Source organism: Bradyrhizobium sp. Mp27 (genome assembly GCF_029953005.1).
In the GTDB taxonomy this organism is placed as follows: Bacteria; Pseudomonadota; Alphaproteobacteria; order Rhizobiales; family Xanthobacteraceae; genus Bradyrhizobium; species Bradyrhizobium barranii.
Genome location: NZ_JASAUS010000088.1, coordinates 17,911 through 38,380, shown reverse-complemented (window position 1 = coordinate 38,380; position 20,470 = coordinate 17,911). Strand labels below are relative to the sequence as shown.

Here is a 20,470-nt window from a genome sequence, read left to right as displayed (position 1 = left end):
CATGAAGAGATCGAGCGCGAGGCAGAGGTTTTATTTGTGTTGAATTCTTGCTTCTCGATAGTGGTCTGAAATCGTATCATCGGTCATGGCGGGCGTGGCGTTCGCGGTTGAAGGTGATGGGGTGGCTTCGCAACCGAATCCTACGCCGCATCAGCGCTTTACACCACGCTCGCCAGCCTCTCAGGCGCCCTCTCGCGAATAAGACGGGCTAGCAGTCGAAGGCTTGATTTGTTGATTGAGTGTGCTGTAAGGCTGCTGCAATCAATAGGGGAGGCGCCTCGGGTGCTTCGTCGCGGGGTGGCGACAAGCGTTGAATCACAAGCGAAGCATCCGCGGCCGACTACCGAACGGCTCTGATGAAAGAGTTGCGTGTCGATGTCTCACGGCCAGACATCAACACGAGCTACTTCTATTGGAGTAAGGGGCTGCATGTTGTCTGTTCATCTCTTCATAAGTCGACTTCACAATTTCATACGCCGCTTTTTCACGAGTGTGCTTGCGGGTTCGGCGGGGCCCTCTGATGTCGCCCACTTGGACATCAGGTCAAAGTTCACAAAGGTCTACGAGCACAACGTCTTTGGTGGTTCCGAGTCCAGATCCGGTGAAGGATCCAACCTCAAGCAGACGTCAGTAATTCGCGTGGAGGTGCCGAAGCTCATTGCAGAGCTCGGCGTCGGTACTCTGTTGGATGCGCCATGTGGCGACTGGCATTGGATGTGTGAGACAAAGCTGGGTGTGCCGAAGTATATCGGCGTCGATATCGTCGCGCCTATGATTCAACGGAACACCGAGATGCACGGATCTGATGGGGTCCGATTCCTCTGTGTGGATATTGCGAAGGATGAGCTGCCGAAGGCTGATCTGATCCTGACGCGCGATTGCTTGGTGCACCTGTCATTCGAGGATGCCTTCAGGGTTCTTGCCAATTTTCGACGCACCGGTGCGATGTATCTGCTCGCGACGACCTTCGTGGAGCGGGCGCACAATGATGACCTCGACGCTCGGTTTTGGCGGCCTCTCAACATGCAGGCGCCACCGTTCAACTTTCCAGCGCCTTTGAGGGTGATCAACGAGCAATGCTCAGAAGGGGGTGGCGCATTCGTCGATAAAAGCCTTGGTTTGTGGAAGCTAACAGACGTTCCCGCGTTCGAGCGACCGAGTGAGAAGTCTTGAGTGCGCCTCTCCTAATCTACGCTCCGAATGTTCGGGCTGGAGGCGGATTAGTTCTTCTGCAGTCAATCGTGGCGGCCTGGACCGGTGAGCCGAGAGTGACCGCCGTTTTTGACGAGCGTGCCAAGGCAAACCTTTCCGTTCCTGAGGAGATACACGTAGAGTGGGTTCCGCCGGGGCTGCTGAACCGCCTCCGCGCAGAATGCCGCCTCGCGGCTGCCTTGCGGAGCGGAGTGCGCGTCCTTTGCTTTCATGGACTGCCACCACTTTTTTTAAACGAGGCGTCGGGCTCTAAGCTTACGCTGTTTCTGCAGAACCGGCTCCTTGTCGAGAGTGGCTCGCTCCGCGATTACCCAATCCTGACGCGCTTGCGCCTTGAGGTCGAGCGGTGGCTTCTCCGTCGCCAGTTAGATTCAGTCGGGGAAGTCATCGTTCAGGGACCGAGCATGAAGCGCGCACTTGCCGTCCTGGTTGGCGCTGTCGCTCATCGCCCAAGGATCCAGATCCTGCCTCTGGTGCCGAACGATATATCCGTGCCAGCACTGACCTCCGGTCGCGCATTTGACTTCGTCTACCCGGCCGACGGTGAGCCTCACAAGAATCACGCCCGGCTGGTCGAGGCATGGGAGCTCCTCAAAGAGGGCGGATGCCGGCCGAGTCTTGCGCTCACGCTCGGATCAAAGGATCAGGAGCTCTGGGCGCGCCTCAAAATGCGTATCGAGAACGCCGGCCTTGGTATCGTCAACCTTGGAGCGCTCTCACGTCAACAGCTTGCGGAGGTCTATGGTGAGACCGGAGCGCTCGTGTACCCATCCACAACGGAATCGTTCGGATTGCCTCTCGCGGAGGCAAGAGCGATAGGGTTGCCGGTCATCGCCAGCGAGCTCGACTATGTCAGGGATGTTTGCGACCCTGTACAAACGTTCGATCCGACTTCGTCACTGTCGATCGCGCGGGCGATAAACCGCTACTTGAGGCGGGGAGACTGCCTACGTGACTTTGAGACGCCAGAAGGATTCTGGAAAGCGTTGTCCGTAGACGTTGAGGGTGTGTCATGAAGACCCTGATCGTCACCCAGTATTTCTGGCCAGAGACCTTCCGCATCAATACGGTAGCAGAAGCGCTGCATCGTGCCGGCTGTGAAGTGACGGTGCTTACAGGACAGCCGAACTATCCTGACGGGACAATCTTCAAGGGCTATCGGGCCTGGCGCAGCGACCGGGAATTGCACCCAGCCGGCTACGAGATATTCCGCGTGCCCCTGATCCCGCGCGGAAATAAAACCGCGCTAACGCTGACGCTAAATTACCTTTCCTTCCTCGCGAGTTCTATCCTCGTCGGCCAGTGGCGGCTGCGCAAGAAAGAGTTCGATGTCGTATTTGTCTACGGAACGTCTCCGGTGCTGCAAGCATTGGCGGGAGCCTTCTTCAGCTCGAGAAAGCGGGCGGCTCTCATCATATGGGTCCAGGATCTCTGGCCGGAAAGCCTTTCGGCAACGGGCTACGTCAAAAACCCCTACATACTGCGCAGAGTCGCGGGCCTTGTGCGCTGGATCTACCATCGTTGCGACCTGCTTCTGGTGCAGTCTCGCAGCTTCGTAGACAGCACCTGCGCGATGGCCGGTGAAGTTCCGGTCGTCTATTACCCAAATCCAGGTGACGTCGAGCGAACTCCTCCAGAGCGCCCCCGAAACCCGGTTAGCCTCCCGAGCGGCTTCAACGTCACGTTCAGTGGTAATCTCGGCACCGTTCAGTCGGTGGAGACGATCGTGGAGGTCGCGGAGCACCTTCGCGACGAGCCGCACATCAACTTCGTCATACTGGGAAGCGGGAGCCGGCTTGGCTGGATCCAGCGGGAAATAAAGCGCCGAGCACTGGCCAATGTGTATCTCCTTGGCCGTGTCGAGCCGGCGGTTGCGAACGATGCGATGGCGCGCAGCGATGCGCTCCTCATTACGCTGAAGAATGTCGAGGCCCTTAACAAAACCGTGCCAAGCAAGCTTTCGACTTACTTTGGGATAGGACGACCAGTCCTTGCATGTATGGACGGAGAAGGTGCGGAGGTCGTCAAAGCTTCCGGGGCCGGCATCACCTGCGAGGCTGAGAATGCAGAGCGATTGGCCGCGCTGATTCTGGAGTTGAGGTCGATGCCGCAGGCAGCGAGGGATGAAATGGGAATGGCAGGTCGACGATGGTACGAGAAGCACTTCGAGCTGATGCAGCTCACGGACGTGCTTGTTGATCACTTCAAACAGGCCATGAATGGCCGCGATCTGAAAAGTACGAAAGAAGCGATGGGGGGTGGTCAATGACAGACGCTGACAAGCCGGCGATCCTGGTGCTCGGCGCTACCGGAATGCTAGGTAACACCGCGCTGCGCAGCTTCGCGCTCAGGGCGGACTACAGGGTCTATGGTACCGCCAGAACGGACCGTCTGCTGCATCACTTGCCGGAAAAGTTGCGCAACAACATCATTGTCGGGGTCGACGTCGAAGATGTCGACAATTTGCTCAAAGTCTTTGGCCGGATACGGCCGGCGATCGTGATCAATTGCGTCGGCATCATCAAGCAGCTCTCGACTGCAAATGAGGCTCTTTCCAGCATTCCAATCAACTCGCTGCTTCCGCACCGCCTTGCGGCACTGTGTGCTGCGGCGTCAGCAAGGCTCATACACATCAGCACGGATTGCGTGTTCAGCGGAGCGAAGGGCGGGTACGTAGAGAGCGATCCGGCTGACGCACAGGATCTGTACGGCCGCACCAAACACATGGGTGAGGTCGACTACGATAACGCAATAACGCTTCGCACCTCAATCATTGGACACGAACTAGGCTCTTCGGTCGGCTTGTTGGGCTGGTTCCTCTCCAGCAAAGGGAAGGTGAACGGCTATCGGCGGGCCATTTTCTCTGGTGTGCCAACAATCGAACTGACCGAGATCATCCGCACCCATGTCATCCCGCGGCCTCAGCTGCGTGGCGTCTATCATGTCGCTGCGCAGCCGATCAACAAGTACGATCTCCTGCAGATAATCGCCAGGACCTATGAGAAGGAAATCGAGATCATTCCGGACGAAAGACTCGTAATCGATCGGTCACTCAATGCAGATCGGTTTCATGCGGCAACCGGCTATCAACCTCCAAGGTGGTCGTCTCTGATCGAGAAGATGCACGCGTTCGGCTAACTGATCCGGGTGGAAAATGTTTACAGGTAAATCCTTGCTTATTACCGGCGGCACCGGATCATTCGGCAACGCTATCCTGAAAAGCCTTCTCGAGGCGGATTTCAGGGAAATCCGGATTTTCAGCCGGGATGAGAACAAGCAGCACGAGATGCGGTCACGACTGAAGAACCCTCGCGTCAAGTTCTTCATCGGGGATGTCCGGAACTCTGACGCCGTGTCGGACGTCGTGCGCGGAGTCGACTACATCTTTCATGCCGCGGCTCTGAAACAGGTGCCTAGCTGCGAATTTTTCCCGATCGAAGCCGTGAGGACCAACGTCCTCGGGGCTGAGAATGTGATGCGTGCTGCTATAGAGCACGAGGTGAAGCGCTGCGTGGTGTTGAGCACCGATAAGGCTGTTTACCCGATCAACGCGATGGGACTGTCCAAGGCCATGATGGAGAAGGTCATGGTCGCAAAGTCCAGGGAATGCGATCCAGGGAAAACGGTGCTCTGCGCAACCAGATATGGCAACGTGATGGCCTCTCGGGGTTCGGTCATCCCGCTTTTCATTGACCAGTTGCTCAGCGGGAAATCATTGACCCTGACGGATCCTAACATGACCCGCTTTTTGATGTCCCTGGACGAATCGGTGAAGCTGGTGCTGTACGCGTTTCAAAATGCTCGTCCAGGCGATATTTTTGTGCAGAAGGCGCCGGCCTCCACCATAAAGGATCTTGCGGTGGCCTTGCGGGAATTGCTGAAGGTTGGAAACGATATCGAAGTGATTGGGACGAGACATGGCGAGAAGCTCTACGAAACGCTCGTGTCGCGCGAAGAAATGGCTGTTGCGCAGGATGTTGGAGACTACTTCCGTATTCCGGCCGACATGAGAGATCTCAACTACAATAGCTACTTCAACGAAGGAGACACCGAAATCTCCCGGCAGGAGGATTACACCTCGCACAATACGCGAAGGCTTGATGTGGGCCAGGTCAAGGATGTCCTTAGGTCACTTGATATCATGCAGGACCGCCTCAATGCTTAAGGTGATGACAATCGTAGGAACGCGGCCGGAGATCATTCGCCTTTCGCGGGTGATCGCAAAGCTCGACCAGTACACCCAGCACACCTTAGTTCATACAGGCCAGAACTACGATTACGAGCTGAACGAGGTGTTCTTCACTCAACTTCAGATCCGGCGACCAGATTGTTTCCTGGAAGCAGCTGGTGGCAATGCGGCCGAGACGATCGGGAACGTCATAACCCGGATAGACAAGGCGCTCGAGGAGTATGCCGCGGAGGCTGTCCTCATTCTCGGCGACACTAACAGCAGCCTGGCGGCTATCGCAGCGAAGCGCAGAAAAATCCCGATATTCCACATGGAGGCGGGAAATCGCTGCTTTGACTTCCGCGTTCCAGAGGAAGTCAATCGACGAATCGTGGATCACATCGCAGACATCAATCTGCCCTATAGTGCGATCGCGCGAGATTATTTGTTGCGCGAAGGGCTGCCGCCGGACCAGATCATCACCACTGGAAGCCCCATGCGGGAGGTCATTGACTTCTATCGCAGTGACATCGACGCATCGGATGTCCTTTCTCGTCTGGGAATGGAAGCGCGCAAGTATTTTCTTGCGAGCTTCCATCGAGAGGAGAATGTCGATGACCAAAAGAGGCTCGGTAGCATCCTTGACATCCTGAACAAGCTTGCCGAGCAGTACGGCAATCGCATCGTCGTTTCGTCCCATCCGCGAACCCGGGAGCGAATGAAGCACCTGGATAAGGCATCCCATTCCCTGGTTGAGTTCCACAAGCCGTTTGGCTTCTTCGACTACATCAAATTGCAGACCGACGCCCGGATTGTTCTTTCCGACAGTGGCACAATCACGGAAGAATCATCGATCCTGAATTTCCCGGCGCTCAATATGCGCGAGGTGCAGGAGAGGCCAGAGGGGTTCGAAGAAGGGGCGGTGATGTTTGTCGGATTGAGCGCCGAACGAGTGCTGCAGGCGATTCCGGTGCTTGAGTCACAGCCTCGCGGAGCGGAGCGCGCGCTTCATCTCGTACGGGATTATACGCCGGACAATGTCTCCGACAAGGTTCTCCGTATCATCCTGAGTTACACGGACTTTGTGCGCAGGCGCGTCTGGAGACTGCAGCAGTAGCAGCCGCAATCCGGGTTCGAGCTTTTCATTCCGCAGGTGAGGCAATGCTCAGGTCAATTGGGGGGCGGCGAATCTTAGTTTGGCCTGCTACCTACCACGAATTCAATGTACGCACGGCTGATGCCATCGCCGTGGTCATTGCGTTCTTTCTGCCGCTGTCGACCTCGGCGGTTGCGGTTCTGGTTGTTCTCTGGCTCCTGGCTTTGCTGCCGACGCTCAGTATCCGTGAGGTTCGGCAGCAGCTGGCCACCTCGCCAGCCGCACTTCCGGCAGCGTTGGTTCTCCTTGCGGTAGCAGGAATGCTTTGGGCCGACGTCGGCTGGAGCGACCGATTGGCAGGCATTAGGCCGCTGCTTAAGCTTCTCGTGATCCCTCTTCTGTTCATCCAGTTTCAGCGCTCAGACCGTGGTTTGTGGGTCCTCTACGGCCTCATGGCCGGCTGTACGTTGCTACTGACAATGTCGTTTGTCGGCTTCCTCTCCTCGGTGAGCCTCATCCATGGAAAGCCGCCTGGCATCGTCGTGAAGGACTACATAAGCCAGAGTGGATTTTTCGTTGTTTGTGTCTTCTTGCTGCTGGAGATGGCGGAGGAGGATTTCCGCGCGAGGAGGGGCGTACGCGTCGTGGTCGAGGTGCTTCTGGTGGCGGCGTTCTTGATCAACATTGGCTATGTCGCAGTTTCTCGGACAGCCCTGATCGTCGTCCCGGTTTTGCTCTTGTTGTTCGGGCTTCGTCGCAACTGGAAGATCGCAGTCATGGCGTGTGCGGCTTGGGCGCTTCTTTTCGCAATCGCATGGACGTCATCGCCATATCTGAAACATCGGCTTCATTCCGCGGCAAGCGTGACTGCCGGTGACCCGGCTCTTCCGGCAGTGTCGAACCGGCAGAGGCTCGCCTATTGGGACGCGTCGGTAGATCTGATCAGGCAAGCCCCCCTGCTGGGCCACGGTACCGGAACGGTCCCCAGCATGTTCCGGCATTACACGGCGGATGGGCCTGAATCCGACGTGAACAGGGCAGCGAACCCGCATAATCAGACCTTCGCCATTGCCCTTCAGACGGGACTGATTGGGGTTATCGTGCTCTACGCCATGTGGATTTCGCACGCCCTGATGTTCCGCGGCTCTGGCATGGCAGCCTGGTTCGGTCTGGTCGTTCTGGCTCAGAACGTTACGGGCTCGCTATTCAATTCGCATATCTCCGATTTCACGCAAGGGTGGACATACGTGATCTGCATCGGGGTCGCCGGCGGAATGGTCCGACGCCAGGCTAAGAAGCGGGGACCAGCGCCGACTGTCTCCCCCGGTGCTCCGCGCGCGAGCGGAACAGTCAGCGAACCGAGTTTGTAGACAGAACCGAAATCTTGTAGACAGGGCCCCTGTCTACAACCCGCCGCTGCGTCAATTATCGAGTAATTTGAGGCTCTTAGTGGTGAGCGCGCTGGGGCTCGAACCCAGGACCCCGTGATTAAAAGTCACGTGCTCTACCGGCTGAGCTACGCGCTCCCATGGCCGCTGATGGCTTTCAAGATCGATCGCCATCGTCTTCGGACATTCGAGAAGCATGTCTTGCCGCTGCCTCAACTGGCGTCGCGGGGAAAAACCGGCTGTTTCCGGATCATGCTTTCGGCCCGCGCTGTGTAGGGGGATGGGGCGCTGAGGTCAATAGTGCGAGTGGCGGCCCAAACTCTTGGCGGAGGCGGGGATTCGCTCGCGCTTTCCGCCGCTTAGGCCGGAATTTTCAACTCGATTGGCGGCCCGCTATCCACGGCCGAACAGCGCCGGTGGCTTGCCGGCGCGGAGGTTTCGCCCGCGCCGGGAGACCGTTCGTCCGTCAGTTCGCTTCCCGCCGGACTTCGCTCGGCACCGGCTGCGGCGTGCCGACGGGGGTCGGCAGCGCAACCGGGCGCAGGCCGATCAGCTCGGCGGTTCGGATCGCGCTGTCGCGCCAGAACTGGAACGAGTTGATGCGGCTGAGCTCGAGGATCGCGATCGCGACCGCGGCCAGGAACGGCAGGCTTTGCAGCACCAGGACGCCGGCGAAGATGTAGATCTCGGTGATCTGGCGATAGCTGTTGGAGGCGATCAGCACGCCGGCGCCGATCACCAGCAGGGTGCCGATCACGGCCTCCCAGAACGCCTGGAACTCGATCGACATCCTGGACAGGCCGCCCTTGGAGGTGCGCGCGAACGCGATGTGCTCGGTGATCAACCCCTGCGCGACCGCGCGCGACACCGTCCATTGCACGCTCATCGCCGCGATCATCGCGCCCATCATCTGGCCGGGTTTGATCGCGACGCGCGCGCGGTACATCGACAGGAAGTGCGCGAGCGAGACGATGAAGGCGCCGATGATCGGCAGCGTCAGGATCTTGTCGGGGATGGCGATGTCGGCGAAGGCGACGATCGGCACCCAGATGAGGTTGAGCAGCGCCACCACCACGCCAAGGCTCTCGGCGCCAAGCCAGTTCAGCCAGCCCAAGCCATATTCGCGCTTCTGGTCGGGCGTCAGCCGGCTCCTTCCGGGCAGGAAGTGCCGCCAGTGCTTCTTCACGATCTGGAGGCCGCCATAGGCCCAGCGGTGACGTTGCTTCTTGAAGGCCTCGTAGGTGTCGGGGAGCAGGCCCTGGCCGTAGCGGTGATTGGTGTAGTGGGTGGTCCAGCCGAGCTCCTGGATCGCAAGGCCGAGATCGCTGTCCTCGCAGATCGTGTCGGATGACCAGCCGCCGGCCATGTCCATCGCGGCGCGGCGGATCAGGCACATCGTGCCGTGCACGATGATGGCGTTGGCCTCGTTGCGCTGGACCATGCCGATGTCGAAGAAGCCGGCATATTCGCCGTTCATGATGTAGTGCATGATCGACAGGTCGCCGTCGCGATGCTCCTGCGGCGCCTGCACGAGGCCGACGCGCGGGTCGGCGAACGCCGGCACGAGGTCTTTCAGCCAGTCGGGATCGACGGCATAGTCGGCATCGAGGATACCGATGATCTCGGCATCGACGGCGGTGCGGTCCATCGCGATCCGCAGCGCGCCGGCCTTGAAGCCCTGCACCTTCTCGGCGTTGATGAACTTGAAGCGTTCACCGAGCGCGCGGCAATGGTCCTGGATCGGCTGCCAGAAGGCGGGATCGGGCGTGTTGTTGATGATGACGACGCATTCGTAGTTCGGATAGTTCAGCCGCGACAGCGCATCGAGCGTCTGCTTCAGCATCTCGACCGGCTCGAAATAAGCGGGGATGTGGATCGAGACCTTCGGGTAGTAATTCTCGGGCACGTTCTCGACCGGCTTGCTCTTGGAGAGCAGCCGCTGCGGCGGCCGGCCCAAGGCCACCGCCGCGATCTCGTCGACGCGCGCCATCGCGATGAGGACAAGGGGAACGAGCAGGATCATGCCGAGCGTGAGCGCGAAGGCCGAGCCGAAGATGAAATAGTGGTCGTTCCAGAACGCGAACACGGTCGCAGCCCAGGCGCCGACGCCGTTGGCGGTCGCCGACAGCAGGAATGCCTGCCTGGCGGTCGGCTGCTCCAGCCGCAGGATCGGCAGCGACAGGAGGATGCCGACCAGCAGCGCAATTCCCATCAGCTTCCAGTAGTCGGGATTCTCGACCGGGCCGGTCCAGGCGAATTTCGGCTCGCGGCTGGCGTTGAGGATGCCCCAGTATGGGCCGACGCCGCCCTCGAAATATTTCCAGGGCTGATCGATGGCTTCGACGATGTTGTATTCCATGCCGATGGCTTCGGCGCGGCTGACGAAGTTGCGCAGGGTCAGCGCCTGCTGGAACGGGCCGGGGTCGGCGTTGCGCAGATTGTAGCCCTGGCTCGGCCAGCCGAATTCGGCGATCACGATGCGCTTGCCGGGGAACAGGTTGCGCAGCAAATTGTAGCGGTCGACAGCCTGGTCGACCGCCTGGTCCGAGCGGAAGTTTTCCCAATAGGGCAGCACGTGGGCGGCGATGAAGTCGACGTTGGAGGCAAGGTCGGGATTGTCGCGCCAGATGTTCCAGATCTCGCCGGTCGTGACGGGCACGCGGACCGAGCCCTTGACCTTCTTGATCATGTCGATGAGGTCTTCGACCTTCTGCTCGCCGCGGTAGATCACCTCGTTGCCGACCACGACGCCGACGACGTTGCTGTTCTTGCGGGCGAGCTCGATGGCGGCCTTGATCTCGCGCTCGTTGCGATCCTTGTCCTTGTCGATCCAGGCGCCGACCGTGACCTTGAGGCCGAACTCGGCGGCGATCGGCGGCACCAGCTCGACGCCGCCGGTGGACGAATACAGACGGAGCGCGCGCGTCATCGTCGACAGCGTCTTCAGGTCGGCGCGGATTTTCTCGACGGTGGGGATGTTGTCGATGTCGGGGTGCGCCGCGCCTTCGAACGGGGCGTAGGAGACGCTGGGCAGCAGGCCCTTGAAGTCGGGCGCGGGTTCCTTGTCGCGCAAGACTCCCCAGATGCCGGCGTGAAGCACGGACACAAGCAACAGAACGGCGGCGACAACGCGCATCGCGGCTAAACCAAAAGGGGCTGAGGTGGCAGGGAAGCGGATCCGACCCCGAGATCCGACCGAGTCCGCGGCAAATGGAGCATACCTCTGCCGCGCGGTTTCACAACTGTCATGGCCTCATGACCGTATGAGGGCATGACAGTTTCGGAATGCGCGGCAGTGCCAACCGCTTCTATCGTCGATCGTTCCTGAACGGCGGCTGAAACGATCGCGGCTATTTCGAGGGCGCCGGTGTCGGGCTTGCCGCAGGCGCGGGGCTCGCGGCCGGCTGCGGGGCCTGCGAATTGCCCGTGGATTGCGCCGCCGGCTGGGAGGCGCTGGCTGACGCCTGCTGCGGCTGGGATGCCGGGTTGATCCAGCAGGCGTGCACGCGGCTGTCCAGGGTCTCGGCGACCTTGGGATCGATCTGGCCGCCAAAGCGGGTCAGGCAGCGGAAAGCGGCCTGGATGTGGCCGCCGGGGCAGCCGAAGCGGTCGTAGAGGTCGAGATGGCGGAACGCGGTATCGAGATCGTCGCGCCACATCAGCCGCACCACGCGCCGGCCGAGCCAGACGCATTCGGGGTTGCCTGCCGGGCCGTTGATAACCTGGGCTGCTTCGGCGAATTCGTCGGTGCGGCGCTGGTTCTGGGCGGCGTCCTTGGCGGCGGCATCGGCGGGCTGGGCGGCTGCCTTGCCCTGGTCCGGGGCGGGCGTGCCGCTCTGGGCGGAGGCGCCACCGAGACCGACCATCACGACCAGGGAGGTGACGGCCAAGGTGGCGGCGAACTGCCGCAGGACCGCATTTCGTAACTCGAACACCCGTTGCCGCATGAATTCCCCAATATATCAGCTGACCGCGCGCGCCAGGACCTCGCGGACTCGCCGGTGATGGCGTCCAAATGGGTCCCCAATGCGGCGGCAAAGTCCTGCCGAGTCCATGACCTGAATTTGAAATTTTGTCCAGCAAAGTCACGATCCTAGGCCTCTGTCGAACGGCCGCAGGTAAATTCCTCGGGGGAGGGTAGGATCCATCCCGGACACACCCCTTGGCAGATGGCGCGTGAGCAGGTAATCGACGGCACCTCGCGGAGGACGGAACCGATTTCTCTTCGTACGCCACTGGCGCTTCTGCTCGTTTCACTGGGTGCGATTGCTGCCGTGTGGTGGTGGCTGGCCACGCCAATCACGCTCGCGCGCGCCCCGATCGACCCGGCCGACAAGGTCCAATGCGTCTCCTATGCACCGTTCCGCGGGGAACAGTCGCCGCTGAACGCGTGGACCCATATCGAGGCCGACCAGATCGAGCAGGATTTGCGCCAGCTCAAGGAGATCACCGACTGCGTCCGCACTTATTCCATGGAGAACGGGCTCGACCAGGTGCCGGCGATCGCCGGCAAGGTCGGCGGGCTGAAGGTGCTCCAGGGCATCTGGCTCTCCAGCAACCGCGCCAAGAATTTTGAGCAGGCCGCGCTCGCCGTCCGCCTTTCCAAGGAATTTCCCGGCATCATCACCAGCGTCATCGTCGGCAACGAGGTGCTGCTGCGCGGCGAGATGACGACCGCGGACCTCGTCTCCATCATCCGCTCGGTGAAGGCGCAGGTCAGCGTGCCCGTCACCTATGCCGACGTCTGGGAGTTCTGGCTCAGGAATCGCGAGGTGTATGACGCCGTCGACTTCGTCACGATCCACATCCTGCCTTATTGGGAGGATGTTCCGGTGAAGGCGAAGTTCGCAGCGAGCCATGTCGAGGCGATCCGCGAGCGCATGGCGGTGGCCTTCCCCGGCAAGGAAATCCTGATCGGCGAAACCGGCTGGCCCAGCGAAGGGCGCATGCGCGAGGGCGCGCTGCCGTCGCGCACCAACCAGGCGCGCGTCGTCTCGGAAATCCTGGGCCTGGCGAAAGCGAACAAGTTTCGCGTCAATCTGATCGAGTCCTATGACCAGCCCTGGAAGCGCAAGCTGGAAGGCACCGTCGGCGGCTATTGGGGCCTGTATGACTCCGTGCGCCGGAACCTGAAATATCCGCCGGGCCAGCCGATCAGCAATTTCCCGTACTGGAAATGGTACATGGGCGCCGGCATGGGCCTCTGCGTGCTGGTGTTCGCGGTCGCCGGCCTCACGCTGCGCAGGCGGCCGTGGACGCCGCGCTTCTCGGCCTGGCTCGGCGTCGCGATCTCGGCGACATCAGCGGGCACGCTGCTCGGGATCGGCGTCGACAAGATGTATTATGAGAGCTACGGCATCGGCGGCTGGCTGCACTGGGGCGCGCTGCTTCTGGCCGGCATCCTGTCGCCGATCTTCTGCGCGCAGGCGATGGTGATCGGCCGCAGCCTTCCGACCTTCCTCGATCTGCTCGGCCCGCGCGAGGGCCGCAAATGGTCGAAGCTCACCGCCGTGCTCGGCCTGACGCTGGCGGTGACCGCGGTGATCGCGGCGCAGACCGCGCTCGCCTTCGTGTTCGACTCGCGCTACCACGACTTCCCCTACGCCTCGCTGACGATGGCGGTGGTGCCGTTCGCGGTGCTGATGCTGAACCGGCCGCAGATCGGCCAGCGTCCGATTGCGGAATCGGTATTCGCGGGCCTGCTCACGCTGTCGGCCGCCTATGTGCTGTTCAACGAGGGCCGCGAGAACTGGCAGTCGCTGTGGACCTGCGCGATGTACTTGCTGTTCGCGTTCACGCTGTGGCGGGCGCGGGCCGAGCAAATCCAAGAATGAACAGGCCGATCGCAAGGCCCGACAGCACGACATTGTAGAGCACGATGCCGAGGCCGGCGGCGACGATGCCGACGGTGAGCAGCACGATCGACGGCCGCATCAGGTTCAGCGTCGCAACCACCAGCGCGACGATGCCGAACACCGAATTCTTGAACAGCACCGTCGAGACTGTGCGCGCCTTGCAGATCAGCGTCTGCAGGCCGGCGTCACAGGCGAGGCCGACGGTCGAGTTCTCGATGCCGAGATAGCGCAGATAGATTGCATAGCCGACGGACACGAAGCCGACGACGATCAGGAACTGCACCTGGTAGGGCGTGAGGCGGAAGGGCTTTTTTGTCATGGGCGCAATATGGTCGGGATGACGGGAGGGGGCAACAGGCGAGGTGGATATTTCTGATCGCTTGCGCCGTTCGACGAGTCATTGCTCGACTGCCATTGAGGCCCCAATTTGATGAGAGGCCGCAGTGATCTAACTCGTGCGCGGCCCTACCGCCTGAAGAACGACGACAGCGCTGATCCCGTCGAGGCCGTCTCCGGCTTCGCCGGTGCGGCCGGTGGCTGAGGGGCGGGGGCAGGCGCGGGCTCCTCGCGCTTCGACGAGCGCTTTGAGGAGTAGCTGCGGCGGCGCTTCTCCGGTTTGGCGGCGGGAGCGAGCGCCGGCGCAGTCTCGGCTTGCGGGACGGCGTCCTGGTTCTTGTCCGCGTTCTTCTCCTGAACCCGGTCCTGAGTCTTCTCTTGGCCCTTCTCCGATCCGCCGCGCATCGATAGCCGCTGGCCGTCGAACACGGTGGTCTCGCAATGGCGGTCGTTCTCGGCGAGGCCCGCGCAGAGCTTTGCGGCGGCCGCGGCATTGATCAGGGGGCCGGCGCCCAAGCGGAGCTGCATGCCGAGGCCGGCATTGCCTTCCTTGATCATGATGATCGGCCGTAGCGCCGCGATCTCCGGATTGGACTTGGTCAGGCCGCGCCAGAGCGCGCGTAGGCCGTCGAGCGAGTTGGCGCCGCCGAGGTCGATGGCGAAGCGCGTCTGCTGGACCGCGATTGCAGGGGCTTCGCTCTCGGCCGCCTCCGGCGGCTTGGCCGGCGCCGCGACCTCGGTCGGGGCGGGCGCCTGGTCGGGCTTCTTGTCGGCGGCCTTCTCCGTCGTCTCGGGCTGCGTCAGCTTCGATGCGGCGGGATCGGGTGGCGCCATGATCGATTTGGATGGCACCAGCGGAAGCATCGGCAGTGCCGACGTTGTCAGCGGCGACTGCGACACCAGCGAGGCCATGGCGGCGTTCTGCGGCGGCGGGATCAACTGAGCCTTTGCGGCCTCCTTCAGAGTGTCTCTTGTCGGCTCCTTCGCCTGGTCCTTCGCGCCTGCCGCGCGCGGCTTGTCATTTAAGGGAGTCGGTGTGGAGGCGACCGGCGCGACGCTCGGCGCCGCGGGCTGCGCGTCAGGCATTGGCTCGTCCTGCGGTTTCGCGCTCTGCTTGGCGATGGCGCCGGTGACGGAATCCATCCCTTGCTCGAGCACGGTGACGCGCGAATAGAGCCGGTCACGATCGGTGTTTAGCGTCTCGATGGCGGAGGCGAGGCGGCGGGCCTCGTTCTGGCTCTCCTTGGTCAGCATCTGGAGCCGGTCGGCCTGGCGCGACAGATCGGCCGACGCAACCTGGTCACGGCGCCAGCCGAGCTGGGCCTGATTGGCCATCACGGCCAGCACGACGGCGCTAACGGCAGCCACGCCCCACGCGCCCAGTCGCCACATCATGCTGCGGTCGACCGCGCTTTCCTCGGCCAGAAGTCCGGAGAACAGCCCGCCGGTCTCCTTGGCCCCGAAGGCGTCCGCCAGTGGGTCGGAATCCTTTGCCATGAACGTTAAGTGCCCAGCCCCGAACAGCTTCCCCGAATCAATCAGGGAACATTAACAGGAAAACCCCGTCGCACTTGAATTCCGGGCGTTTGCGGGGGTAGCAAGGCGACAGCTCATGACGGCATCGGCCTGCCGCCGCCCGTTGATTCGGCCATGTTTGACAGGATTTCGATGACCGCCCGTTCCAGCCTCACGATCGTGCTCGCCGCCGGCGAAGGCACGCGCATGCGATCGAACCTGCCGAAAGTGCTGCATCCGGTTGCCCACCAGAGCCTGCTCGCGCATGTGCTCGCCGCCACGCCGAAGGGAACCGGCACCTCGCTCGCCGTCGTGATCGGCCCCGACCATCACGCGGTCGCGGACGAGGCGAAGCGCATCCGTCCCGATGCGCTCACCTTCGTGCAGGCAGAACGGCTCGGCACCGCGCATGCGGTGCTGGCGGCGCGCGAGGCGATTGCGCGGGGCGCGGACGATCTGCTGATTGCCTTCGGCGACACGCCGCTGATCTCGGCCGAGACCTTTGAGCGGCTGCGCGCGCCGCTCGCGAAGGGCGCAGCGATCGCCGCGCTCGGCTTTCGCGCCGCCGACCCCACCGGCTATGGCCGCTTCATCGTCGAGAGCGACCGTCTGGTCGCGATCCGCGAGCATGCCGATGCCAGCGCGGAAGAGCGCAAGGTCGATCTGTGCAATGCCGGCCTGATGGCGATCGACGGGCGCCGTGCACTCGCGATCCTCGACAAGATCGGCAATGCAAATTCGAAGGGCGAATATTATCTGACCGACGCGGTCGGCGTCGTTCGTGAACAGGGATGGGAGGCTGTCGTGATCGAGACCAGTGAGGACGAGGTGCGCGGCATCAACACCAAGGCGCAGCTCGCGGAGGCCGAAAGCGTGATGCAGGCGCGCTTGCGCAAAGCGGCGATGGAATCAGGCGTCACGCTGATCGCGCCCGAGACCGTTTATCTGTCCGCCGACACCGTGTTCGGCAATGACGTCACCATCGAGCCGTTCGTGGTGATCGGTGCGGGCGTGTCGATTGCCGACGGCACGGTGATCCATTCCTTCTCGCATATCGTGCAGACCACGCTCGGCAAGAACGTCTCGATCGGTCCCTATGCGCGGCTGCGACCCGGCACCTCGCTCGGCGACGGCGCGCGCATCGGCAATTTCGTGGAAACCAAGGCCGCGACGCTGGAGGCCGGCGTCAAGGTCAACCATCTCTCGTATATTGGCGATGCAACCATCGGCGCCAATTCCAACATCGGCGCCGGCACCATCACCTGCAACTACGACGGCTTCAAGAAGCACAAGACGATCATCGGGCAGGGTGCCTTCGTGGGCACCAACTCCTCTCTCGTCGCGCCCGTGAAGATCGGCAACGGCGCCTATATCGGCTCGGGCTCGGTGATCACGCGCGATGTGCCCGACGACGCCATGGCGCTGGAGCGCAACCAGCAGACCATCAGGGAAGGCGGCGCGGCGCGCTATCGCGAGATGAAGACCGGCGGCAAGAAGGCGGAAAAGAAGCCGGAGAACTGAGCGCCAACTGCGGTGTCCTCTCGCTTTGTGCGCGATCTCTTCAGTTTTCTGATCGACGCATGTGTCACGGGGATGGGGCGACTGCTGCTGCGGGAAATGAACGAGTACGATCCGCCCGAGATTGTGGCCCTCGTCATCGGGCTGGCGTTCTGGGCGCTCCTCATTTTCCTCGTCTGGGCCGTGACGCTGGGGTGGTAAGGCGCGCCGCTATTCGTCGTCGGCGAATTCGGAGAAGATCGCGCGGGTCAGGCGCCAGCCGCGCGGCTTGGCGCGCTTGGCCGGCTCGCCGGCGGGGTGCTTGGTGAAGACCGGCTTGCTCTCCTTGCCGCGCTGGGGCGGCGGCCAATGCGCAAGGTGCGTGCCGGTGGTTTCGCTGGCACGCAGGAACGTCGATGACAGACCTTTGCGGCCGGATGAGCCTTTCATGGCCTTGTTCTCCTGTCCGGAAATGGTTTGCCAAACTCATTGACAACAAGTTAATTCGCGCGGTCTAAGGCCGGCCAATTCGACGCAGTCGAAATCGGAAGCGAACCGGCGCTGTCTCAATCAGCAATAATTATTGAGTATCTGGTTCCTTAGGAACTTCGCTAGAAACCGAGCGCGTCGTTTAAGCGATTTTTCGACGATTTGGGGGATATTGATCCGCATGTGCGGGATTGTCGGCATTCTCGGGCGCACGCCGGTTGCAGAGCAATTGGTGGATTCGCTCAAACGTCTTGAATATCGCGGCTACGACTCCGCTGGCGTCGCCACGCTCGAAGGCAAGCATCTCGCGCGCCGCCGCGCCGAGGGCAAGCTGAAGAACCTGGAGAAGCGGCTGGAAGCCGAGCCGTTGAAGGGCACGACCGGCATCGGCCACACCCGCTGGGCCACCCACGGCAAGCCAACCGTCAACAATGCCCACCCGCACGCGACCGAACGCGTTGCCGTGGTCCACAACGGCATCATCGAGAATTTCCGCGAGCTGCGCGAGGAGCTCGAGAAAAAGGGCACGCTGTTCCACACCGAGACCGACACCGAGATCGTGCTGCATCTCGTGGACGATCTGCTCACGCGCGGCAACAAGCCTGTGGAGGCGGTGAAGCTGACGTTGGCGCGGCTGCGCGGCGCCTTCGCGCTCGGATTCATCTTCGCCGGTGACGACGACCTCATGATCGGCGCCCGCAACGGCCCGCCGCTCGCGATCGGATATGGCGATGGCGAGATGTATCTCGGCTCCGACGCCATCGCGCTCGGCCCGTTCACCGACACGATCAGCTATCTCGAAGACGGCGACTGGGTCGTGCTGACGCGCAAGGGCGCCACGGTCTTCGACAAGGACGGCCACGCCGTCCAGCGCGAGAAGATCAAGCACGCCGCCTCGACCTCGCTGGTCGACAAGGCCAATTACCGCCACTTCATGGCGAAGGAAATTCACGAGCAGCCGGAAGTGGTCGGCCACACGCTGGCGCGCTATGTTGACATGGCGACCGAGCGCGTCTCGCTGCCGGTCAAGCTGCCGTTCGACTTCAAGAGCATCCAGCGCATCAACATCACCGCCTGCGGCACCGCGAGCTATGCCGGCTTCGTCGCGAAATACTGGTTCGAACGCTTTGCGCGCGTGCCGGTCGAGGTCGATGTCGCCTCCGAATTCCGCTACCGCGAGGCGCCGTTGCGCAAGGGCGATCTCGCCATCTTCATCTCGCAGTCGGGCGAGACCGCCGACACGCTGGCCGCGCTGCGCTACGCCAAGGCCGAGGGTGTGCACACGGTGGCCGTCGTCAACGTGCCGACCTCGACGATCGCGCGCGAGAGCGAGACCGTGCTGCAGACACTCGCCGGCCCCGAGATCGGCGTCGCTTCGACGAAAGCCTTCACCTGCCAGCTTATGGTGCTGGCAAATCTTGCGATCGCGGCCGGCAAGGCCCGCGGCGAATTGTCCGACGAGGACGAGACCAAGCTCGTTCATGGCCTCGTCGAGATCCCGCGCCTGATGTCGGACGCGCTCACCACCGAGCTCCAGATCGAGAAGCTCGCGCGTGAGATCGCCAAATCGCGCGACGTGCTCTATCTCGGCCGCGGCACCAGCTTCCCGCTCGCGCTCGAAGGCGCGCTGAAGCTGAAGGAGATCTCCTACATCCATGCCGAGGGCTATGCCGCCGGCGAGCTGAAGCACGGGCCGATCGCGCTGATCGACGAGACCATGCCGGTCGTCGTCATCGCGCCCTATGACCGCGTGTTCGAAAAGACCGTCTCCAACATGCAGGAGGTTGCCGCCCGCGGCGGCAGGATCATCCTGATGACGGACGCAAAGGGCGCGGAGGAGGCGACCGTCGAGTCCCTCGTCACCATCGTCATGCCCGACATGGCGGCCGCGTTCACGCCGATGGTCTATGCCGTCCCGGTGCAGCTGCTCGCCTATCATACGGCGGTCATCATGGGCACCGACGTCGACCAGCCGCGCAACCTCGCGAAATCGGTGACCGTGGAATAGGCAGAAGGGATCAGGCCGGAACGCTAGGTAGTCTTCCAAAACCTGCTAGAAGACCCTAGTTTGAGTGCAGCGACCGACCTGGAACCCGAATGCCCCCCCGCGACGACGCGCCTGCGCCGCTTGATCCCATCCCGGAACCGCACACCGGCCTGATGGGCCGCTTCCGCAATTATTTCCTCACCGGCCTCGTCGTGACGGGGCCAATTGCCATCACGCTTTATCTGGTTTGGTGGTTCGTCACCTGGGTTGACGGCGTGGTGCGGCCGTTCGTGCCGTTGGCCTACCGGCCCGAAACCTATCTGCCGTATGTCGTTCCAGGTTGGGGACTGATTGTCGCATTCTTCACGCTGACGCTGGTCGGCTTCCTCGCCGCCAATCTGATCGGCCGGACGCTGGTCGATATCGGCGAGACCTTCCTTGGCCGGATTCCGGCGGTGCGCGCCATCTATCGCGGCCTGAAGCAGGTGTTCGAGACGCTGTTCTCGGGCAAGGGCTCGAGCTTCCGGAAGGTCGGCCTGGTCGAGTTTCCGTCGCCGGGCATGTGGTCGATCGTGCTGATCTCGCAGTCGCCGAATGAAGAGGTCGCGCGCAGCCTGCCGGGGCAGGAGGAGCACGTCTCCGTGTTCCTGCCGTGCTCGCCGAACCCGACCACGGGCTTCTTCTTCTACGTGCCCAAGAGCAAGATCGTCGAAGTCGACATGAGCACCGAGGACGCCGCGACCCTGATCATGTCGGCGGGCGTGGTGCAGCCGGGCTCGGCGCCCGACCCGAAGAAGGCCGCCGCACTCGCGGGCATGGCGAACGCCGCGCGCATTGCCAACGCGTCCGCGCTCCAGCCCCAGCCTGCGAAGGTGGAGTAGGGCCATTCCCGTTTCGGATGGCCGCATTCACGCAAGCATTTTCGTC

At 62.0% G+C, this 20,470-nt stretch carries 17 protein-coding genes and 1 tRNA gene; 12 read left to right on the top strand and 6 right to left on the bottom strand.

Features of this window, described 5'->3' with window-relative positions; translation table 11 throughout:
- Positions 1-531: 531 nt before the first annotated feature.
- The 7 genes from QJT78_RS32855 (at position 532) to QJT78_RS32825 (ending at position 7,846) form a co-directional block, all read left to right on the top strand.
- A complete protein-coding gene (locus QJT78_RS32855; RefSeq protein WP_155257731.1) occupies positions 532-1,173 on the top strand; it encodes a class I SAM-dependent methyltransferase in 642 nt (213 codons plus the stop codon).
- Between the two features lie 95 nt (positions 1,174-1,268).
- A complete protein-coding gene (locus QJT78_RS32850) occupies positions 1,269-2,228 on the top strand; it encodes a glycosyltransferase (RefSeq protein WP_049807833.1) in 960 nt (319 codons plus the stop codon).
- A complete protein-coding gene (locus QJT78_RS32845; protein ID WP_038944271.1) occupies positions 2,225-3,481 on the top strand; it encodes a glycosyltransferase family 4 protein in 1,257 nt (418 codons plus the stop codon). The genes QJT78_RS32850 and QJT78_RS32845 overlap by 4 nt, the downstream gene beginning before the upstream one ends.
- Positions 3,478-4,350 (top strand): SDR family oxidoreductase, encoded by an 873-nt coding sequence (locus QJT78_RS32840; RefSeq protein ID WP_028147898.1) that lies wholly within the window; start codon positions 3,478-3,480, stop codon positions 4,348-4,350. The genes QJT78_RS32845 and QJT78_RS32840 overlap by 4 nt, the downstream gene beginning before the upstream one ends.
- Positions 4,351-4,366: 16 nt before the next feature.
- On the top strand, positions 4,367-5,377 hold the full coding sequence (locus QJT78_RS32835; RefSeq protein WP_038944270.1) for a polysaccharide biosynthesis protein: 1,011 nt from the start codon (positions 4,367-4,369) through the stop codon (positions 5,375-5,377).
- Entirely contained in the window at positions 5,370-6,497 is a 1,128-nt protein-coding gene (gene wecB / locus QJT78_RS32830; protein ID WP_038944269.1) for a UDP-N-acetylglucosamine 2-epimerase (non-hydrolyzing), read from the top strand. Before QJT78_RS32835 ends, wecB begins: the two co-directional genes overlap by 8 nt.
- A gap of 131 nt (positions 6,498-6,628) precedes the next feature.
- A complete protein-coding gene (locus QJT78_RS32825) occupies positions 6,629-7,846 on the top strand; it encodes an O-antigen ligase family protein (protein WP_157791181.1) in 1,218 nt (405 codons plus the stop codon).
- A gap of 80 nt (positions 7,847-7,926) precedes the next feature.
- On the opposite strand, the gene QJT78_RS32820 is transcribed toward QJT78_RS32825, so the two are convergent.
- From QJT78_RS32820 to QJT78_RS32810, 3 genes are all read right to left on the bottom strand, one after another.
- Positions 7,927-8,002 (bottom strand) — tRNA-Lys (locus QJT78_RS32820).
- A 328-nt stretch (positions 8,003-8,330) separates the two neighbouring features.
- Positions 8,331-11,000 (bottom strand): glycosyltransferase, encoded by a 2,670-nt coding sequence (locus tag QJT78_RS32815; RefSeq protein WP_028147892.1) that lies wholly within the window; start codon positions 10,998-11,000, stop codon positions 8,331-8,333.
- A gap of 214 nt (positions 11,001-11,214) precedes the next feature.
- On the bottom strand, positions 11,215-11,811 hold the full coding sequence (locus QJT78_RS32810) for a hypothetical protein (RefSeq protein ID WP_028147891.1): 597 nt from the start codon (positions 11,809-11,811) through the stop codon (positions 11,215-11,217).
- Between the two features lie 222 nt (positions 11,812-12,033).
- On the opposite strand from QJT78_RS32810, the gene QJT78_RS32805 reads away from it, so the two are divergent.
- Positions 12,034-13,698, top strand: coding sequence for a beta-(1-6) glucans synthase (locus QJT78_RS32805; protein ID WP_085965833.1), 1,665 nt, complete (start codon positions 12,034-12,036; stop codon positions 13,696-13,698).
- On the opposite strand, the gene QJT78_RS32800 is transcribed toward QJT78_RS32805, so the two are convergent.
- Complete coding sequence (locus tag QJT78_RS32800) at positions 13,658-14,038, bottom strand: hypothetical protein (RefSeq protein WP_028147889.1); 381 nt, start codon at positions 14,036-14,038, stop codon at positions 13,658-13,660. The two genes, QJT78_RS32805 and QJT78_RS32800, sit on opposite strands and share 41 nt — an antisense overlap.
- A 146-nt stretch (positions 14,039-14,184) precedes the next feature.
- Positions 14,185-15,552, bottom strand: a complete 1,368-nt coding sequence (locus QJT78_RS32795) for a hypothetical protein (RefSeq protein WP_028147888.1) — start codon at positions 15,550-15,552, stop codon at positions 14,185-14,187.
- Between the two features lie 171 nt (positions 15,553-15,723).
- Here QJT78_RS32795 and glmU point away from each other — a divergent pair, with 171 nt between their 5' ends.
- Together glmU and QJT78_RS32785 are read left to right on the top strand one after the other, a co-directional pair.
- Positions 15,724-17,091 carry a bifunctional UDP-N-acetylglucosamine diphosphorylase/glucosamine-1-phosphate N-acetyltransferase GlmU gene (gene glmU / locus QJT78_RS32790; RefSeq protein ID WP_028147887.1) on the top strand — a complete coding sequence of 456 codons (1,368 nt, stop codon included), beginning with the start codon at positions 15,724-15,726 and terminating at the stop codon, positions 17,089-17,091.
- A 27-nt stretch (positions 17,092-17,118) separates the two neighbouring features.
- A complete protein-coding gene (locus QJT78_RS32785; protein WP_155257729.1) occupies positions 17,119-17,289 on the top strand; it encodes a hypothetical protein in 171 nt (56 codons plus the stop codon).
- A gap of 9 nt (positions 17,290-17,298) precedes the next feature.
- On the opposite strand, the gene QJT78_RS32780 is transcribed toward QJT78_RS32785, so the two are convergent.
- Positions 17,299-17,517: a hypothetical protein gene (locus QJT78_RS32780; protein WP_028147886.1), complete on the bottom strand. Its 219-nt coding sequence runs from the start codon at positions 17,515-17,517 to the stop codon at positions 17,299-17,301.
- Positions 17,518-17,737: 220 nt separating this feature from the next.
- Here QJT78_RS32780 and glmS point away from each other — a divergent pair, with 220 nt between their 5' ends.
- Complete coding sequence (glmS, locus tag QJT78_RS32775; RefSeq protein WP_028147885.1) at positions 17,738-19,564, top strand: glutamine--fructose-6-phosphate transaminase (isomerizing); 1,827 nt, start codon at positions 17,738-17,740, stop codon at positions 19,562-19,564.
- Between the two features lie 89 nt (positions 19,565-19,653).
- Positions 19,654-20,424 carry a DUF502 domain-containing protein gene (locus tag QJT78_RS32770; RefSeq protein ID WP_038944260.1) on the top strand — a complete coding sequence of 257 codons (771 nt, stop codon included), beginning with the start codon at positions 19,654-19,656 and terminating at the stop codon, positions 20,422-20,424.
- The last annotated feature ends 46 nt before the right edge of the window (positions 20,425-20,470 follow it).

Excerpts from the sequence above, each read along its gene's own strand:
- QJT78_RS32835 (WP_038944270.1), top strand. The coding sequence starts at position 4,367 with ATGTTTACAGGTAAATCCTTGCTTATTACCGGCGGCACCGGATCATTC.
- QJT78_RS32810 (WP_028147891.1), bottom strand. The coding sequence starts at position 11,811 with ATGCGGCAACGGGTGTTCGAGTTACGAAATGCGGTCCTGCGGCAGTTC.
- QJT78_RS32815 (WP_028147892.1), bottom strand. The coding sequence starts at position 11,000 with ATGCGCGTTGTCGCCGCCGTTCTGTTGCTTGTGTCCGTGCTTCACGCC.
- QJT78_RS32840 (WP_028147898.1), top strand. The coding sequence starts at position 3,478 with ATGACAGACGCTGACAAGCCGGCGATCCTGGTGCTCGGCGCTACCGGA.
- wecB (WP_038944269.1), top strand. The coding sequence starts at position 5,370 with ATGCTTAAGGTGATGACAATCGTAGGAACGCGGCCGGAGATCATTCGC.
- QJT78_RS32800 (WP_028147889.1), bottom strand. The coding sequence starts at position 14,038 with ATGACAAAAAAGCCCTTCCGCCTCACGCCCTACCAGGTGCAGTTCCTG.
- QJT78_RS32805 (WP_085965833.1), top strand. The coding sequence starts at position 12,034 with ATGGCGCGTGAGCAGGTAATCGACGGCACCTCGCGGAGGACGGAACCG.
- glmU (WP_028147887.1), top strand. The coding sequence starts at position 15,724 with ATGACCGCCCGTTCCAGCCTCACGATCGTGCTCGCCGCCGGCGAAGGC.
- QJT78_RS32795 (WP_028147888.1), bottom strand. The coding sequence starts at position 15,552 with ATGGCAAAGGATTCCGACCCACTGGCGGACGCCTTCGGGGCCAAGGAG.
- QJT78_RS32845 (WP_038944271.1), top strand. The coding sequence starts at position 2,225 with ATGAAGACCCTGATCGTCACCCAGTATTTCTGGCCAGAGACCTTCCGC.
- glmS (WP_028147885.1), top strand. The coding sequence starts at position 17,738 with ATGTGCGGGATTGTCGGCATTCTCGGGCGCACGCCGGTTGCAGAGCAA.
- QJT78_RS32780 (WP_028147886.1), bottom strand. The coding sequence starts at position 17,517 with ATGAAAGGCTCATCCGGCCGCAAAGGTCTGTCATCGACGTTCCTGCGT.
- QJT78_RS32770 (WP_038944260.1), top strand. The coding sequence starts at position 19,654 with ATGCCCCCCCGCGACGACGCGCCTGCGCCGCTTGATCCCATCCCGGAA.